13 protein-coding genes are annotated in these 12,443 nt (G+C 55.1%); 10 read left to right on the top strand and 3 right to left on the bottom strand.

Going from position 1 to position 12,443, the window contains the following annotated elements:
* The first annotated feature begins 332 nt into the window (after window positions 1-332).
* The 4 genes from L1D47_RS05300 to L1D47_RS05315 all read left to right on the top strand — a co-directional run bounded on the left by L1D47_RS05300 (window position 333) and on the right by L1D47_RS05315 (window position 3,528).
* Window positions 333-743 (top strand): VanZ family protein, encoded by a 411-nt coding sequence (locus L1D47_RS05300; protein ID WP_239882851.1) that lies wholly within the window; start codon window positions 333-335, stop codon window positions 741-743.
* Window positions 740-1,786: a 2-dehydropantoate 2-reductase gene (locus L1D47_RS05305; RefSeq protein ID WP_239882852.1), complete on the top strand. Its 1,047-nt coding sequence runs from the start codon at window positions 740-742 to the stop codon at window positions 1,784-1,786. The genes L1D47_RS05300 and L1D47_RS05305 overlap by 4 nt, the downstream gene beginning before the upstream one ends.
* 117 nt (window positions 1,787-1,903) lie before the next feature.
* Window positions 1,904-3,415, top strand: coding sequence for a sodium-dependent transporter (locus tag L1D47_RS05310; RefSeq protein ID WP_239882853.1), 1,512 nt, complete (start codon window positions 1,904-1,906; stop codon window positions 3,413-3,415).
* Window positions 3,412-3,528: a MetS family NSS transporter small subunit gene (locus tag L1D47_RS05315; protein ID WP_239882854.1), complete on the top strand. Its 117-nt coding sequence runs from the start codon at window positions 3,412-3,414 to the stop codon at window positions 3,526-3,528. The genes L1D47_RS05310 and L1D47_RS05315 overlap by 4 nt, the downstream gene beginning before the upstream one ends.
* A gap of 21 nt (window positions 3,529-3,549) precedes the next feature.
* On the opposite strand, the gene L1D47_RS05320 is transcribed toward L1D47_RS05315, so the two are convergent.
* On the bottom strand, window positions 3,550-4,434 hold the full coding sequence (locus L1D47_RS05320; RefSeq protein WP_239882855.1) for a LysR family transcriptional regulator: 885 nt from the start codon (window positions 4,432-4,434) through the stop codon (window positions 3,550-3,552).
* Between the two features lie 152 nt (window positions 4,435-4,586).
* Between L1D47_RS05320 and L1D47_RS05325 the strand changes: the two genes are divergently transcribed.
* The 6 genes from L1D47_RS05325 (at window position 4,587) to L1D47_RS05350 (ending at window position 10,467) form a co-directional block, all read left to right on the top strand.
* On the top strand, window positions 4,587-4,946 hold the full coding sequence (locus tag L1D47_RS05325) for a DUF413 domain-containing protein (protein ID WP_239882856.1): 360 nt from the start codon (window positions 4,587-4,589) through the stop codon (window positions 4,944-4,946).
* Window positions 4,947-4,949: 3 nt separating this feature from the next.
* The gene (gene gshB, locus L1D47_RS05330; RefSeq protein WP_041509057.1) at window positions 4,950-5,984 is read left to right on the top strand and encodes a glutathione synthase; all 1,035 of its coding nucleotides are present in this window, start codon (window positions 4,950-4,952) and stop codon (window positions 5,982-5,984) included.
* Window positions 5,971-7,962 (top strand): flavohemoglobin expression-modulating QEGLA motif protein, encoded by a 1,992-nt coding sequence (locus L1D47_RS05335; RefSeq protein ID WP_239882857.1) that lies wholly within the window; start codon window positions 5,971-5,973, stop codon window positions 7,960-7,962. Before gshB ends, L1D47_RS05335 begins: the two co-directional genes overlap by 14 nt.
* A 277-nt stretch (window positions 7,963-8,239) precedes the next feature.
* Entirely contained in the window at window positions 8,240-8,902 is a 663-nt protein-coding gene (locus tag L1D47_RS05340) for a phosphatase PAP2 family protein (RefSeq protein WP_239882858.1), read from the top strand.
* A 177-nt stretch (window positions 8,903-9,079) separates the two neighbouring features.
* Entirely contained in the window at window positions 9,080-9,421 is a 342-nt protein-coding gene (locus L1D47_RS05345; protein ID WP_239882859.1) for a hypothetical protein, read from the top strand.
* Window positions 9,422-9,432: 11 nt separating this feature from the next.
* Window positions 9,433-10,467, top strand: a complete 1,035-nt coding sequence (locus tag L1D47_RS05350) for a methyl-accepting chemotaxis protein (RefSeq protein WP_239882860.1) — start codon at window positions 9,433-9,435, stop codon at window positions 10,465-10,467.
* A gap of 6 nt (window positions 10,468-10,473) precedes the next feature.
* Here the strand turns inward: L1D47_RS05350 and L1D47_RS05355 are convergent, their stop codons facing one another.
* Both L1D47_RS05355 and kdsA read right to left on the bottom strand, forming a co-directional pair.
* Complete coding sequence (locus L1D47_RS05355) at window positions 10,474-11,358, bottom strand: DMT family transporter (protein WP_239882861.1); 885 nt, start codon at window positions 11,356-11,358, stop codon at window positions 10,474-10,476.
* A 169-nt stretch (window positions 11,359-11,527) separates the two neighbouring features.
* A complete protein-coding gene (gene kdsA / locus L1D47_RS05360) occupies window positions 11,528-12,376 on the bottom strand; it encodes a 3-deoxy-8-phosphooctulonate synthase (protein ID WP_041509052.1) in 849 nt (282 codons plus the stop codon).
* Window positions 12,377-12,443 lie beyond the last annotated feature (67 nt).

Raw genomic sequence — 12,443 nt, forward strand, 5'->3', positions numbered from 1 at the left:
AAGGCCTGTTGATCTTTGCTGTTGGTTTTACAGCAACTTGCAGGTGATTTATACAAGGTAGGGCCTGTGTCGTGTAGTATTCTACACAAGCTGGCGATAACGCCGTAGAAATTGCCTACAAACGCTGCCCAAGGGGTTCATCTAAACACGTTTAGGTTGAACAAAAATGAAACCTAAAAGTTCAACAGGCCCTAACCACTTTGTCTGCCCGCTAGTTTACCCGCTCGGGCCAGAGAGCGCCAAAATTTCTTAATGTTCCAACAGGCGTTTCTTAATGACTTTAAGATGACATTTTCCTATGATTGGGCAAAGCCACTTAACCTAAGCGACCCGTGAATTCTCGAAAAACCTTTTTTAAGATAGCGCTTCTTCTTTCCATCATAGTGATCAGTTACCTGGTATTCTCCCGCCCTAACTACCCACAAGTGATCCCACACATGGATAAGCTTGGTCATCTAGGCAGCTTCTTCGCTCTGGCGCTATTGACCCATCTCGCCTTCGAACCTAAGTGGTACAGCCTGGCGGGCATACTAGCCGGCTATGCCCTCTTTATCGAGCTGGTGCAGTCTCGCCTGCCCTATCGCAGCGCCTCCACCGCCGACTTCATCGCCGACATGGTGGGTGTGCTCTTGTTTTACTTCGGCCTCTGGCTCTACCGCCGCTATATCAAGGCCAGCATGCTCAATAAAGCCGGGGCCAATAAAGCCGAGGTCAATAAAACCAGAGCCAAGATCCAACCATGACCACTTTAGATAAGGCTAAGCAAAACGAGATGCGACCCGGCAAGGCTCAAGGCGGTGAGACTCATCCCAGTGAAACCCTGCCCGATGAAACCCTGCCCGATGAAACCCTGCCCGGTGAAACTCACTCTGGTGAAGCTCAGCCAAAAAAAATAGTCATCCTGGGCGCCGGGGCCATAGGTCAGCTTATCTTCCACCAGCTATCCATTCATGGGCTCGCGCCTGTGCTCATGGCCAGAGACGCAAAGGCCGGCAGCCAAGAGCTGGCGCTGACCGACCTCGATGGTGAGACGCTAAAGCGTCAAGCGCAGTTCATCGACCCAATAGGGCTGGCAAGCTGTGAGCTGCTAATCGTCTGCGTCAAGGCCTATCAGGTCGAGGCGGCGCTACTGCCCCTGTTAAAGACTCTCTCTGCCGACGCACACATATTGTTGCTGCACAACGGCCTGGGGCCCCACCTGAGTGTGGCACCTCATCTGGCAGGTCGCGGTCTTAGCCTGGGCACCACCTCCCAGGGGGCCCTGAAACTCGGCAGGTGGCAGATTAAACAGACGGGTGCCGGCCTGACACAGCTTGGCCATGCCCAGGGTGCCCCCCTTGCGGCGAGTCTACGCCAGGCCCTGCTCGCGGCTATCAGTAACAGCGAGTGGTGCGAGCCCATCCTGCCCATGCTGTGGCAGAAACTCGCCATCAATATCGCCATCAACCCGCTGACCGCCATCAATGACTGTCCTAACGGTAAACTGGCAGATGCGCAATTCAAGCCGACCATACTGGCTCTGATTGGGGAGGTGATCGCCGTGGCAAACGCCGAAGGGATTGCACTGGAGCGACAGCAGCTGACCGAGCGCGTCTATCGGGTGATCGAGCTGACCGCCGGCAACTACTCCTCCATGCATCAGGATATCCACCACGGCCGCCAGACAGAGATTGAGGCGATCACCGGCTACCTGCTGAGCCGCACCGCCGTCCATGGCATCGCCACACCAACCAATGAGGCCATCTACCGACAGCTTAAATCTCTCGAGTGCGACGACAAGGCCTGAAATGCGTCTGCACATCAAGCCACACATAAGTCATATATAAGGCAGGAGATTTTCTGCCCTGACCTCGACATAAGCGTCTAGAATTATTCTTAAAAGGCGCGAGGCTCGAGGTGATAGATGAAACGAGAGCAGTGGAACTCTAGGGTCGGTTTTATATTGGCGGCGGTCGGTTCGGCCATAGGACTGGGTAACATCTGGCGCTTCCCCTATATGGCCTATGACAACGGCGGCGGCGCCTTCTTTATTCCCTATCTGTTCGCCATGCTCACCGCCGGTATCCCCTTTATGATCATGGAATTTAGCCTGGGCCATAAGCTAAAGAAGACCTCGCCACGCATCTTCGCCCAGCTCGGTCATACCCTCGGTTTCAGGCTCGAATGGCTCGGCTGGTTCCAGGTGTTCATCGCCGCGGTGATCGCCGTCTACTATGTGGCCGTCATCGGCTGGACCCTCTCCTATCTCGGCTTCTCCTTCAGCCTGGCCTGGGGAGACAATCCCAATGACTTCTTTTTTAATCAATATCTTAAACTAGGAAATAACTCACCTTCCCATCTGGGTGACTTTCAAGTCGGCATAGCAATCGCCATGAGCATCGCCTGGCTGATGACCTTCATGGCGGTCTTTACCGGGGTCAAGGGGGGAATTGAGCGCGCCAACAAGATCATGATGCCCGTGTTGTTTATCATGGTATTGGTGCTGATAGGTCGCATCCTGTTTCTACCTGGGGCGCTATCCGGGCTCAACTATCTGTTTGAGCCCGACTTTAGCCGGCTGCTGGACACCCAGGTCTGGTCTGCCGCCTACGGCCAGATCTTCTTCACCCTCAGCGTCGGCTTCGCCATCATGCTCGCCTATTCCAGCTACCTACCCAGTAAGGCAGACATCAACAACAACGCCTTCATGACGGTGTTGATCAACTGTGGCTTCTCGATTCTGGCGGGCATACTGATCTTCGGTGTGCTGGGCTACATGGCCGAGGAGCAGATGAAGCCCCTGACCGAGGTGGTCAGCTCGGGTATAGGCCTGGCGTTTGTCACCATACCCACGGCGATCAACCTGATGCCGGCCCCCTACATTCTGGGGCCACTCTTCTTCATCGCCCTGGTGATCGCCGGATTAAGCTCGCACATCTCCATCATAGAAGCGGTCACCAGCGCGGTCATCGACAAGTTCCATGCGCGCCGCAGGCCCGCCGCGGTACTGGTGTGCAGCATTGGCTATCTGGTTTCCATGGCTTTTGCCACCAATGGCGGCCTACTGCTACTGGATCTGGTGGACTACTTTATCAACAATATCGCCCTGCTGCTGAGCTGCCTGCTGGAGCTGCTGATCATCACCTGGCTGCTGAAGGTGACTGTGATTCATGAGCATGCCAATGAAAACTCCGAGTTCAGGGTAGGCGGTTGGTTTGTCGTCTGCCTACGCTTCATCAGCCCGGCTATCTTAGCCACCATACTGATAAAGAATCTCTACAACACCTTAGTCAACGGCTATGGCGATTATCCCATTGCCGATCAGCTCTTCTTAGGTTGGGGCTTAGTGGGCACCATGCTCTTCTTCGCCGTGCTGATTAACTTCACCAGCAAATCGCCAGGCTATCCAGATAAACACCCGGGAGACAAGTCATGAGTCAAAGTGCCCTTATCATGATGCTGCTTGCCTTAAGCCTAACCTGGGGCGGCGCCGCCTTCTGTATCGGCATCGCCATCAGGCGCAAGCAGAGGAATGAGGCCGACGATTAGTCTGCCTCCTCTATTTGGTTGTCAGCCAAGCTGGCCAATCTGTTGCAGACTGAAGGCGGTCAGGGGATCGATCTCCTTAACCAGCTCCTCAATCTTGATGATCGCCTCAAGCGAGCCGCTGTCTTTACGGTAGGAGAGATAGATGGGGCGATTCCAGGGCTCTACCCCTTCGACGCGATAAAGCTGACCCGACTGTAGAAATGGCTCCACGATCGACAGCGGCAGGTAGGCCGACCCCGCCTTATCCAGAATAAAGTCCAGGGCGATACGTCCGGTAGAGGTACGCAGATAAGGTGGCGGCATACGATAGTGTCTCTCTGCATGCTCCGAGGCGAAACGCGTCCCCCAATCCACATAGACATATTTTTCGCTCAGGGCTTCTGACTGATCGCAGGGACGGGTCGAGACCAACACCAAGATAAGATCCGCGACCTGTTTGCACACCAACTCCTCAGACTTAAGCGGATCAAAGGCAAAGGCCATGTCCAAGGTGCGCTCAAGTAAGTTACGGTTTAGCTGCTCGCGACTGAGCGCCTCGGCCAGAAAGCCATAGCCGCCGAAGGCATCGGTCACCTTGCTCAGGCAGTGCTGCAAATAGGCATCCCAAATATTGGGCGTGCCCGCCATCGTCAGTTGCAACGCCTTGTGACTGGTCAGCGCCAGTTCGTTCTTCGCCTGCCCCAGGGTACTCACCATCACCTCGGCATAGGGCACCAGGCGCTCGCCCGAGGTGGTGAGTTGAATGCTGTTGCGATTACGCACAAACAGGGCGGAGTCGAAGAAGGACTCCAGCTGCTTAATCCGGGCGCTCACCGCCGCCTGAGTGATATAGAGATTCTCTGCCGCACGGCCGAAATGCCTTGTTCTGGCCACCTCTAGAAAGGTCTTAAATACTTTGACGTCCATTTTGGTCTCTCGGTCAATTTCACCGAGAGAATAACAACTAATCCTAATGGTGACGATAGAAAAGTTTTGTTTCTCTTTTAACGACAAAAATCATAATTTCGCGATCGAAAAACCCTGTAGTTACAGCGTTGCTATCACAGTGAGAGGTTGTTATGTCAGAAGAGTCATTTCGTTTTGGTCAAAAGCGTTTTTTTGATGACAAAAACTTTCCCCGCGGCTTCAGTAAGTCCGGAGAGTTTACCTTGTCTGAAGCTGAATTGTTAAGCCTATATGGCGACACTATGCAAGCCTTTGAGGCAGGCGATCTTGAGCCTGAAACTGCAGAGGAAAAACACTTTGTTAAGGTACTGAAACACCCCAACAAAGCAAATACCAAGCTTGAGCATGTATGGCTGAAGTACATCAAGCTTACCCGCGAACCCAAAAAGTTCCACCCCCTAAACAGCACGAGTAATAAGCGTGTTGAGCAGTATGAATATGTGGAATCTCCCCCAGAAGATGAGGTTGCTTAAAGAATGCACATCTGTTTTTTGATGTACCCGTGGGAGCGTATCGATCCTGAATCAGATACCACCCTGAGATTAGTTCATGAGTGCGCGCAGCGTGGTCATACCGTTGCCATCACCACTACCAGTGGGCTGACCATTCGTGACAGTAGCGTCTACGGGTTTTGTCAAATCATCAAGAAAGGGATGAAGATATCGGACAACATTCCCCGCTTTTATCGCACCGCCGAATTTCATAAGGCGCGCCTGCCCATGGCCGGCTTCGACTGCATCTTTATGCGCGCCAATCCGCCACTGGATAACCTGGCGCTTAACTTCTTGGATTCGGTCAAAGGCGACACCCTGATCATCAACGATCTCGAGGGACTCAGGGTCGCCAACAACAAACTCTACACCGCCAGCATGAGCGGTGCGGCGAGCCAGTATATTCCTACCACCCATGTGTCGAAGAACCGCGACTACCTGCAACGAGTACTGGAAGAGAGCGACAGCGATAAGATGATCCTCAAGCCGCTAAACGGCTTCGGCGGTCATGGCGTTATCGTGATCGAAAAGAGCGCACGCCAAAACTTCAGCTCACTGCTGGACTTCTACATCGGCACGGATGAACAGAGCAACTATGTGATCCTGCAAGATTACATCGAGGGTGCCGAGGAAGGCGATAAGCGTATATTGATGCTCAACGGTGAGCCCATTGGCGCCATGCGCCGCGTACCGGCCTCGGGCGAGTTTAGATCTAACGTCCATGCCGGCGGCAGCGTGGTCAGACACACTATTACACGTGAAGAGCGCGAGCTGTGCGCCGCAATCGGCCCCAAACTGGTGCGCGACGGCCTCTACTTCACCGGTCTGGATGTGATCGGCAATAAGCTGGTCGAGGTAAACGTCCTCAGTCCAGGCGGCATCACGCGTATCAACAAACTCAACCGCGTACGTCTGCAGAAACAGGTGATCGATTTCGCCGAGAACATCATCAACTCCAAAGAGCTATTGATGCAACGTAAGAGTGCATATCGTCAAGCGGTAGAAAATGCAAACCTATAGTCTCGACCAGATGCTCTCCCTGATTAAACGCGGGGAGACATTCTCAGGCCAGCTGGCCTCCTCCGGCTGTGTGATCACCATCCAAGAGTATCTGCCCGTAGTGTGCACCGCAATCCATGCGGGGCACAACCTGCGCCCAGAGCTGGTCAAGCAGTGCCAGCTCAGCGCCGAGGAGCGTTACTTCGAAGAAGATCCCTTCACCGACGAGGTGATCGCCTCGCAGCCTATCACCCTGGCGGGCAGCGATTCGCGCTTCGAGTACGATCTCAACCGCCCCAAGAGCCTGAGTACCTATTACAAGTCCGCCTGGATGAAACAGGTCTGGCGCAAGCCCCTCAGCGCCAAGCAGCGCGCCATCAGCCATGCCAAGCACCAGGATTTCTATCGCCTGTACGAGGCACTGATCGCCAAGCTTGAGAGCATGTTCGGCATGGTGATCGTCTTCGACCTGCATTCCTACAACTACAAGCGTATCGAGAAGCCCACGCCCGTGTTTAACATAGGCACCTCGCAGATCGATATGGAGCGCTGGGGCAGCGTGGTCCACAAGTTCAAGCGAGAGCTGAAGACCATCACACTGCCCAACATAGAGCTGGATACCGAACTGGACGTGGCCTTCGAGGGCCGCGGCTACTTGATCGCCCACACCAACGCCCGCTTCGACCGCACCTTAGTGTTGCCGACGGAGATCAAGAAGGTGTTTATGGACGAGCTGACCGGAGAGGTCTACCCCATAGTGCTGGACGATCTTAAGCTGGGGCTGAAAAACGCCTTTAGTGCCACCAGCGCCTACTTCCAGCGTAAGCTCAATCGTCAAAGCAAGACCCGCCGCGCCGACATGCTCAGCAGCGCCATCGAACCCGAGGTACTGGAGATTGACGCCGCGCTGTTCCGCCTGGCGCAGAAGGTCGACACCCTAAAATATGTCAACCCGACCAATTTGGCGGCCGAGCGTCGACGCTTCATGAAGGCGCCGAGCCGCTTCAAGCCAAACTTCGCCTATCGCCAGCTCCCCATAGATGCCAACGAGTTTAAATATCGCCTCTATCGTCTGCCCATAGACAATATTGCCGATCCCGCGCTCAAGCAGCTCTACAAGGATATCGTCAACAAGCTGGGCGAACAGATAGACCTCTTGACCAGTGTCGGCCAGGAAGGCTTCGTCTACAACTCGCTACGTTACCATGGCCGCCCGGATAAGAGCGCCATCGCCAACGCCAAATTCCTGCTGTACGCCAAGGAGATCCCCGAAGAGAGAGGGGAAAGCCTTAACGCCCAACAGGTATGTGAACTGATGAAGCAGAGCGCCGAGCAGTGGCAGATGCGCTGTAAGATAGGCCTGAGCGGCGCCATCGTCGCCCGCGCCATGGTCAGCTCTAACCCGGCACAGCTGGCGATCAGCAGCCATGCCCAGTTTCACGAGAGCGAGGTGCAGCGTCTGATCCAGCATGAGCTGGGGGTGCATATGGCCACCACGCTCAACGCTAAGCAGCAATCGCTCAAGGTGTTGCGTCTGGGACTGCCCGGCTCGACCTATACCCAGGAAGGCCTGGCGATCCTGGCCGAACTTAAGGCAGGTTTCATGGCACACTCACGCCTTAACACCCTGGCCGCGCGTGTGCTGGCAGTTGATTCCATGCTCAAGGAGCAGGACTTCTACCTCACCTACAGCTACCTGATCGATGAGCTTGAGATGGACAAGGACGATGCCTTCGCGACCACGGCCCGTGTCTATCGCGGTGGTGGCTTCACCAAAGATCACCTCTACCTGAGTGGCTTCCTCGACATGTTGCACCTGTCAAAGACCCGCAGCCTGGACAACCTGCTCGTGGGTAAGACCAGCGTGCAATACCTGGATCTGCTCGATGAGCTGGTGCAGCGTGACTGGCTGATTCCACCTAAGTACAACGTCTTCCCGACCAGTAACTTAGAAGAGAGCCCTAGCCTCAACTACCTGATCGAGAGTCTGCGCACTTGACCCTCAGTCATGGTGGCTCGGCATTGTCCAGCCACCATGACGCTCACCTCGCTAGCCTACAGGCCGGTTTTACCAAGTCAATACCCTGAACATCACCACTCGCTTAGCTATAGCCTTGCCTTGCCCAGCTCAGCTCAGCTCAGCTCAGCAGAGACTTAAGCTGAGGGTTATGCCGAGAGTTAAGCCGAGAGTTGTGCAGAGTGTGAGTCAACAAGCTTTGCAAGCCCTCAGATTTCCCTTAAGCTAGAGCTTTCTTCTCCCATAGATACACAAATCCATGCTAAAACACCTCTTTCCCAGTAGCCCCAAAGGCGCCCTGCTGATCTATGGCCTGCTACTTGCCCTGGTGCTGATCTCGGTTCATTTTATCGACCGCCAGCTGGCCGATCTGATGCATGCACAAGAGCTCTCTCACCCAGGGTTAAAACTATTGAGTAAGATACCGCTGCTGCTGGAGTTTCTCGCGGGGCTGACTATCTTCGCCTGCATTAGCGAGCGATTTCGCGCCAGGTTTCAGGCCTTAGCACTGGAACTGGTACTCACCCTAATATTTGCCTTCTCCATTCGCTGGGTCGCCAAATGGAGTTTCGGTCGTACCTGGCCTGAGAGCTGGATAACCCTGGGCGATGGTCATAATCCCTCCTGGGTAGCCGATCGCATCGAGGCCTTTCATCCCTTTGCCCAGGGACTTGCCTACGACTCCTTCCCCTCGGGTCATGCCCTGCTGACCTTCGCCCTCGCCTTCACCTTCTGGCGCCATATGCCCAAGCTGATGCTTCTCTGGATAGGCTGCATGCTGGCCGTCATCGCCGGGCAATTGAGCCTGAACTATCACTATCTTGGGGATCTACTCGCCGGAGCCAGCTTTGGCCTGCTCGCCAGCCAATTGGCGCTGACGCTGCCCCCTTGGTTCAAGGGACGCATGGGAATCTCGACCTAGGCTAGATCCATGTAAAAAAAACGTTAAACCATCCTGTATTTATTAGTAAAAAAGGCCTAATTTTAAGAGTGTCGCCGCATTTTATTCTACTATTGTCTAAGGCCTCAGCCTTAATTTGAGACGGAAAAAACTATAAGAGAAGTTAATTTTCGCACCATAGACAAACTCTTCATCAAGATGTCTATTAACGATAAATTTTGGGTCATCGGGGCGCTATTTTTCATCGCCATCACCTGTCTCGGCGTCAGCCGCTACCAGGAGAGCATAGACACCATAGAGCAAGGCTCCATGATGGCACTGGAAAGCGACCTATCGGGCATGGTTCGTGCCCTAGAGGCCAGCGGCCAAACCGACAAGTTTGCCAGCCTTAATATCCAACAGAGCGGTCAGGCCAGCTCCAGCCGCACCCAAGACAGTATTACCGCCGTGGTACGCAGCACCTCGGGGCAGAATCTATCCCTGACGCAGAATGTCGTGAGCGAGACGCCAGAAAATCGGCCCTCTACAGCCTACTGCTGACCTATCTCTGGTTGCTGCCCTTCTCCGTCCTGCTCTACTGGAACGCCACCTTCATCGGCGGCGCCCTCTGGGTGCTGTGGACCACCACCAAGAATATCGCCAAGGGCGACCTCACCTCGCGCTTGGGCTTCCACCCTGGCCGCGACGAGTTTGGTACCATAGGCTGTGCCCTGGATAACGCCATGGACACACTCACCGAACTCGTGGTGACGGTCAAGGATAGCGCCGAGACCTTACATAGCACCGCCAGTTCATTTGCCTCAGAAAACCAGGAGAGCGAGCGCCAGATAGAGCAGCAGTACCTCTCTCTCGACTCTGTGGCCACCGCCATGGAAGAGATGACGGCTTCCGCCGGAGAGGTCTCTAACATCTCCAATAGCTCGGTGGAAAAGGTAGAGCAAAACTCGCAATCTGTGCGTCAGAGTTACGAGCGGGTGCAGAAGGCGATCAAGGATATCGAGCAGCTCTCGGGCTTCATCGAGCAGACCTCAGACTCGGTTAGCACCCTCAAGGTCAACGCCACCAAGATCAACGAGGTGATCACCACCATTAACGCCATCTCGGAGCAGACCAACCTGCTGGCGCTCAACGCCGCCATCGAGGCCGCCCGCGCTGGTGAGATGGGCCGCGGCTTCGCCGTGGTTGCCGATGAGGTAAGAACCCTGGCCAGCCGTACTCAGTCGGCCACGGTAGAGATCCAGGCGATGATCGAGAACCTGCAGCAGGAAACCAACAATATCGACAACATCACCCAGCGCACGGTTAAGCAGGCCCAATCCAGCCAGTCGTTGATCACCGAGATAGGCACAGACGTCAGCGCCATCAACGAATCATCACAATCGGTGATCGACATGAGCTTCCAGATAGCGGCTTCCTCGGAGGAGCAGAGCGCCGTGGCCAACGATATCGCCTCGGAGCTGAGTGAGATTAGACAGCAGGCTAACATGATCAAGGAGCTGGCCAACCAGTCTTCAATCGGTGTCAGTCAGCTTTCACAGGCCTCTGAGAGCCTGGGCACCATCCTGGCCCGCTACCAGACCGCCTAAGCTAAGTCATCCCCAGATCACCAAGATGGCCGCCACTGCGATAAGCAGTAAGGCGGTCATCTCCTTCGGCTTCACCTTCTGTTTAAGATAGCCCCCCGCCACGAGTAAGGTGAAGAACACCTCTACTTGCCCTAAAGTCTTCACATAAGGTACCGCCTCTAAGGCCATGGCACTGAACCAACCGATAGACCCCAGGCAGCTGGTGACGCTGATGGCCAGGGTCAACTTAGGCCTGCGCCACAAAGCGGCCAGGGTCTGCCGGTCCCGCCACCAGAGAAATAGCAACAAGATGGCGGTCTGCAGGCAGATCACCCAAAACAGCACCCAGGCGGCGCTGTGGGGAAAGGGCAAGCCCAGCACCAGGCTCGCCTCTCTGACCCAGAGTGAGGTGAGCGCGAAGGCGCTGCCACAGGCAAGCCCCAGCAGTAACACCTGAGGGGATAATCTGGCGACGCCCGCCCCCTTGCTCATCAAAAGTACGGCCACAGCGCCAATCACCACGCCGAGCCAGCCAAGTAAACTTAACTGAGTACCAAAAAACAGCGCGCCAAACACCGCGGCGACAATCGCCTCACTCTTGGCCAGCCCCGCCCCTATGGCGAAGTCTCTTAGCTGAAACAGCTTGACCATCAGGCCGGTGGCCACAATCTGCATCAGGGCTGCGCCGCTCACAAAGCCCCAGAATGGGGCGGGAAACGGCGAGGCGCCAATGGCCTGTTCAGGCGGTAGCCAGAGATAGAGGGCCATGAGATAACAGGCGGCGATAGGCCCCGCCCAAATAAAGCGCGCCAGTGTCACCCCGGCGACTTTGACGTCACGGCTAAGCTGGCTCTGCAAGGCGTTACGCCAGGACTGCATGAAGGCGGCGAGAAAGGTAAAGACGATCCACATAGGCGCTACTCTGGTAAAGGGGGTATTAGCCTAGCGCTTAAGCTGCCTTGGCGCGAGTGAAAATGGCTCATGAAAGATAGGTGAAGAGCCCAATCTACAACTATTTGACCGGCCAACAAAAAGCCCCGCACGGGCGGGGCTTTAATTACTAGACGCAGCGTAAAGAGACTTACTTGCTGGTGTCGATTGGGTCGAAAGACTTCACCAGGTCGTCGATGGCCTTCATCTGGGTCAAGTAGTTTTCCAGCTGATGCAGTGGCAAGGCACATGGACCGTCGCACTTGGCATTGTCTGGATCAGGATGAGCCTCGATAAACAGACCCGCCAAGCCCAGCGCCATGCCGCTACGAGCCAGCTCGGTGGCCTGAGCACGACGACCGCCCGCGCTGTCACTGCGTCCACCTGGGCGCTGCAGGGCGTGGGTAGCATCGAAGATCACAGGGTAGCCCGACTGCTTCATCTCGTCCATGCCTAGCATGTCGACCACTAGGTTGTTGTAGCCGAAGCAAGAGCCGCGCTCACACAAGATGATCTCGTCGTTACCGGCCTCGTTAAACTTGGTGATGATGTGGCGCATCTCATGGGGCGCCAGGAACTGTGGCTTCTTCACGTTGATGATGGCACCTGTCTTGGCCATGGCCACCACAAGATCCGTCTGACGCGCCAGGAAGGCCGGTAGCTGAATGATATCCACCACCTCGGCTACGGGCTGACACTGGTACGGCTCGTGCACGTCGGTGATCAGTGGCAGATTAAAGGTGTCTTTGATCTCCTGGAAGATCTTCAGTCCCTCTTCCATGCCAGGACCGCGATAGGAGTTAACCGATGAGCGGTTCGCCTTGTCGAATGACGCCTTAAACACATAAGGGATCCCCAGCTTCTGAGTAACTTCCGCATAGGTCTCGGCGATCTGCATGGCCAGGTCTCGCGACTCGAGCACATTCATGCCACCAAACAGGACAAAAGGCTTGTCGTTTGCAATTTCAATGCTACCTAACTTTATGGTTTTATTACTCATCGCTACTTCTCTCTTAAGAAGCCGGGGCAACCCCGGCAGGAATCAAATACGTTAGTGCATTTCGAGC

The organism is Shewanella sp. Isolate7 (genome assembly GCF_022398425.1).
Classification (GTDB): domain Bacteria; phylum Pseudomonadota; class Gammaproteobacteria; order Enterobacterales; family Shewanellaceae; genus Shewanella.

Bases quoted from the DNA above. Each gene is read 5' to 3' on its own strand.
- L1D47_RS05305 (WP_239882852.1), top strand. From the start codon at position 740: ATGACCACTTTAGATAAGGCTAAGCAAAACGAGATGCGACCCGGCAAG.
- L1D47_RS05310 (WP_239882853.1), top strand. From the start codon at position 1,904: ATGAAACGAGAGCAGTGGAACTCTAGGGTCGGTTTTATATTGGCGGCG.
- L1D47_RS05315 (WP_239882854.1), top strand. From the start codon at position 3,412: ATGAGTCAAAGTGCCCTTATCATGATGCTGCTTGCCTTAAGCCTAACC.
- L1D47_RS05320 (WP_239882855.1), bottom strand. From the start codon at position 4,434: ATGGACGTCAAAGTATTTAAGACCTTTCTAGAGGTGGCCAGAACAAGG.
- L1D47_RS05325 (WP_239882856.1), top strand. From the start codon at position 4,587: ATGTCAGAAGAGTCATTTCGTTTTGGTCAAAAGCGTTTTTTTGATGAC.
- gshB (WP_041509057.1), top strand. From the start codon at position 4,950: ATGCACATCTGTTTTTTGATGTACCCGTGGGAGCGTATCGATCCTGAA.
- L1D47_RS05335 (WP_239882857.1), top strand. From the start codon at position 5,971: ATGCAAACCTATAGTCTCGACCAGATGCTCTCCCTGATTAAACGCGGG.
- L1D47_RS05340 (WP_239882858.1), top strand. From the start codon at position 8,240: ATGCTAAAACACCTCTTTCCCAGTAGCCCCAAAGGCGCCCTGCTGATC.
- L1D47_RS05345 (WP_239882859.1), top strand. From the start codon at position 9,080: ATGTCTATTAACGATAAATTTTGGGTCATCGGGGCGCTATTTTTCATC.
- L1D47_RS05355 (WP_239882861.1), bottom strand. From the start codon at position 11,358: ATGTGGATCGTCTTTACCTTTCTCGCCGCCTTCATGCAGTCCTGGCGT.
- kdsA (WP_041509052.1), bottom strand. From the start codon at position 12,376: ATGAGTAATAAAACCATAAAGTTAGGTAGCATTGAAATTGCAAACGAC.